The sequence below is a fragment of the Hydrogenophaga sp. genome (assembly GCF_041633695.1).
GTDB lineage: Bacteria > Pseudomonadota > Gammaproteobacteria > Burkholderiales > Burkholderiaceae_C > Hydrogenophaga.
In genome coordinates this window covers 1-3,468 of sequence record NZ_JBFJMY010000437.1, presented here as the reverse complement: position 1 = coordinate 3,468, position 3,468 = coordinate 1, and the positions used below count along the sequence as shown (strand labels likewise).

Sequence of the window (3,468 nt, the reverse complement as noted above, 5' to 3'; positions counted from 1 at the left end):
TCGGTGACGAAGGCGATGATGGTGCTGCCCCCCTTGACCGGGCCGGCCTCGCGCGTCACGTTGCCGCCAGCGGCCTTGATTTTTTCGCAGGCGGTGACCGCGTCGGGCACGCCCAGGGCGATGTGGCCATAGGCCGTGCCCATTTCATAGGACTCGGTGCCCCAGTTGTAGGTGAGTTCGAGCTCGGCGTGGTCCGGATTTTTGCCGTAGCCCACAAAGGCCAGGGTGTATTTGTATTCCGGGTTTTCCGAGGTGCGCAACAAAGTCATGCCCAGCACCTGGGTGTAGAAGTCGATGGAGCGTTGCAGGTTGCCCACTCGGAGCATGGTGTGTAGAAGTCGCATGTGCGCTATTGTGGCTTCATCTCAAAGACCAGGCAGGTCGTTGTGGCATGGGCGTACAGCGTGCCGTCGGGGCCGATGAGTTTCGCGTCGGCAGTCGCGAGCTGGCGCCCGCAATGGATCACGCGGCCGATGGCGCGCACGCGCGGTACCTTGGGTGTGAGGGCGCGCACGATGTTCACGCTCAGTTCGGCGGTGGTGTAGCCACGGCCTGGCGGCATTTTGGTGTGGACCGCGCAACCCAGGGCGGAATCGAGCATGGTGGCGAACCAGCCGCCGTGCACGGTGCCCATGGGGTTGAAGTGCTGTGGTCCGGGCGTGCCTTGAAAAACCGCCTCGCCATCGGCCAGACCGATCACCAGAAAATCCAGCGTGCTCGCAATGGCCGCGTGTGGAATCTCTCCGCGCAGCATCGCCTGCATCACCTCCATGCCGGTTTTGCCCGCGATCTGTTCCGGTTTGGCCACGCCAGGGCCAGGGCCCGCCGCCAGCACTTGCAAAACTTCCCGCTCTTGGGCCAACCATTGCTCCAGATTGTCGGACGCGCTCATGGCATTTTCCTTAAAAGTTGTATATACAATAATTGTAGATACAATCATGCCATGGCTGCTGACACCTTCGCTACACCTGCTGCGTCCAAGACCCCGAGCGGTTGTACCAACTTCAAACTGCGCCAGCTCACCCGGCGCGTGACCCAGCACTACGACCAGCATCTGGCGCAGGCCGGGCTCAAGATCACCCAGTACTCGCTGCTCGCGCACATCGACAAACTCGGGCCGCTGGCGCCGGGCGAGCTGGCGCGGCGCATGGAACTCGGGGCGTCCACGCTCACGCGCAATTTGCAGCCGCTGGTGGCCGCTGGCTGGGTGGAGCTGGGCGAGGGCGTCAACGCGCGCAGCCGCCTCATCCACATCACCGATGCCGGGCGCGACATGCGCCGCCAGGCGCAAGCGCAGTGGAAGGCCGCGCAACTCGCGCTGAACCAGAAATTGGGCCAGAACACCGTGCTGGCTTTGCACGAATTGCTGGACCTGGGCCTGGCCGCTTTTCACACAGGGGAAGACGATGACCTCAACTGAACACCGTGCCACCCGCGCGCCGCAACTGTGGTGGCTGGTGCTGCTGGCCGCGGCCGGTACTTTTGCGCTGACCATGGGCACGCGCCAGACCATGGGCTTTTTTCTCTCGCCGCTGAACACCGCCACCGGTCTGGGCGTGGGCAGCATCAGCCTGGCGTTTGCGTTTGGCCAGCTCTGGTGGGGGCTGACCCAGCCGTTCGCTGGTGCCGTGGCCGACAAGGTGGGCGCGGGCCGGGTCTTGTTGGCCGGTGTGCTGCTGGTGGCACTGGGCACTTACCTCACGCCGCTCATGACCACCACCGCAGGCCTGATCGTGGCCATCGGTGTGCTGTCGGCCGGTGGCGCGGGCATGGCCGGGCCTTCGGTGTTGATGGCGGCCACGGCGCGCCTCATGCCGCCCGAGCGGCGCGGCATGGCCACGGGCGTGGTCAACGCGGGCGGCTCTTTCGGTCAGTTTTTGATGGCACCTTTGGCCGCCGCGTTGACCATGGGCCTGGGCTGGGTGAACGCGCTACAGGTGCTGGGTTTGATCGTCTTGCTGGCCTTGCCCGCCGCCTGGGTGTTGCGTGGTCCGGGTTTTGCCGCTGCGGGGCCGAGCAGCGCGCCCAGCGCCGCCAAGCCCGCGCGGCAAGCCATGGCGCAGGCCTTTGCCCACTCCGGCTACTGGTTGCTGTCGGCGGGGTTTTTTGTCTGTGGTTTTCACGTGGCTTTTCTGGCCACGCACCTGCCGGGCGTGATCGCCGCTTGTGGCTTGCCCGCCCCCGTGGGTGCCTGGGCCTTGGGCATCATCGGTTTGTTCAACATCGTGGGCAGCTTGGCCATGGGTTGGGCGGTGGGCCGCTGGCGCATGAAATCTTTGCTGGCCCTGGTGTACGCCACGCGCGCGGTGGCGGTGCTGGTGTTTTTGTTCGCCCCCAAGACCGAAGCGGTGATGCTGGTCTTTGCCGGCGTGATGGGCCTGACCTTCTTGTCCACCGTGCCGCCCACGGTGGGTCTGGTGGCCAAGTTTTTCGGCACCGGCAACATGGCCATGCTGTTTGGTCTGGTCATGCTGTCGCACCAGGTGGGCGGCTTTCTGGGCGCCTGGCTGGGTGGTCAGGTGTTTGAGGCCACCGGCTCTTACGACTGGATCTGGTACATCGACATCGTGCTGGCGGTGGGCGCGGCGCTGGTGCACCTGCCGATTCGCGAAGCACCGGTGGTGCGGGTCGGCGTTCAGACCGGCACGGTGTAGTTGAGCGTCATGCGTCCGCCGTCGACCACCACGATCTCGCCGGTGACGTAGCTGGCCGCGTCGCTGGCGAGCCAGGCCACCACGTCGGCGATCTCGGCCGGCTCGCCCAGGCGTTTCATGGGCGTGCGGCTCAGTATCTTGGCCTTGGCCGCTTCGCTGGTCAGCACCGCTTGCGCCGCCAGTTCGGTGGCAATCGTGCCGGGCGCCACGGCGTTGACGCGGATGCCGTGTTCGGCCAAGGCCAGCGCCATGACGCGGGTGAGCTGGTTGATGCCGCCCTTGCTCACGTTGTAGCTGGCGATGTTGGGAATGGCCAGCACACCGTTGACCGAACTCATGTTGACGATGTTGCCACCACCCTGGCCGCGCATGACCCGCGCCACGGCCTGGCCCATGAGGAAGGCGCCCTTGAGGTTGACCCGCAGCACGGCATCAAAGTCCTCTTCGCTCACGTCGAGAAAATCGGCGGCCTTGAAGATGCCAGCGTTGTTCACCAGCACGTCGATGCGGCCGTGGGTGGCCAAGGTCTTGGCCACGAGATCGTCCACGTCCAGCTTGTCGCCGACATCGCAGTGCCGGTACAGCGCGCCGATTTCGGTGGCCAGCGCCTTGCCGGGCGCATCGGCCACGTCGGCGATGACGAGCCGGGCACCCTCGCGCGCGAAGCGGCGCACACAGGCCGCGCCAATGCCTTGCGCGCCCCCGGTGACGATGACCACGCGGTCTTGGTGGCCGAAATGCACGGGGGAAATGGTGTGGGCTTGCATGCGCAGATGTTAGGGCCTGTTCACACTATTTTTCCAAGTGCGAAAGG

Annotated in this window: 5 protein-coding genes; 2 read left to right on the top strand and 3 right to left on the bottom strand. The window is 65.3% G+C overall.

Annotated elements, in window-relative coordinates; all coding sequences use genetic code 11:
* Both gloA and ABYB95_RS19655 read right to left on the bottom strand, forming a co-directional pair.
* A partial coding sequence (gene gloA, locus ABYB95_RS19660; RefSeq protein WP_372660775.1) for a lactoylglutathione lyase occupies window positions 1–344 on the bottom strand: 344 nt, incomplete at its 3' end.
* A 5-nt stretch (window positions 345–349) separates the two neighbouring features.
* A complete protein-coding gene (locus ABYB95_RS19655; protein WP_372660772.1) occupies window positions 350–892 on the bottom strand; it encodes a PaaI family thioesterase in 543 nt (180 codons plus the stop codon).
* Window positions 893–943: 51 nt separating this feature from the next.
* Between ABYB95_RS19655 and ABYB95_RS19650 the strand changes: the two genes are divergently transcribed.
* A complete protein-coding gene (locus ABYB95_RS19650) occupies window positions 944–1,420 on the top strand; it encodes a MarR family winged helix-turn-helix transcriptional regulator (RefSeq protein WP_372660769.1) in 477 nt (158 codons plus the stop codon).
* Window positions 1,407–2,654 (top strand): MFS transporter, encoded by a 1,248-nt coding sequence (locus ABYB95_RS19645; RefSeq protein WP_372660766.1) that lies wholly within the window; start codon window positions 1,407–1,409, stop codon window positions 2,652–2,654. The genes ABYB95_RS19650 and ABYB95_RS19645 overlap by 14 nt, the downstream gene beginning before the upstream one ends.
* Here the strand turns inward: ABYB95_RS19645 and ABYB95_RS19640 are convergent.
* On the bottom strand, window positions 2,636–3,421 hold the full coding sequence (locus ABYB95_RS19640; RefSeq protein ID WP_372660763.1) for an SDR family NAD(P)-dependent oxidoreductase: 786 nt from the start codon (window positions 3,419–3,421) through the stop codon (window positions 2,636–2,638). The genes ABYB95_RS19645 and ABYB95_RS19640 overlap by 19 nt on opposite strands.
* Between the last annotated feature and the right edge of the window lie 47 nt (window positions 3,422–3,468).

Bases quoted from the DNA above. Each gene is read 5' to 3' on its own strand.
- ABYB95_RS19655 (WP_372660772.1), bottom strand. From the start codon at position 892: ATGAGCGCGTCCGACAATCTGGAGCAATGGTTGGCCCAAGAGCGGGAA.
- ABYB95_RS19650 (WP_372660769.1), top strand. From the start codon at position 944: ATGGCTGCTGACACCTTCGCTACACCTGCTGCGTCCAAGACCCCGAGC.
- ABYB95_RS19645 (WP_372660766.1), top strand. From the start codon at position 1,407: ATGACCTCAACTGAACACCGTGCCACCCGCGCGCCGCAACTGTGGTGG.
- ABYB95_RS19640 (WP_372660763.1), bottom strand. From the start codon at position 3,421: ATGCAAGCCCACACCATTTCCCCCGTGCATTTCGGCCACCAAGACCGC.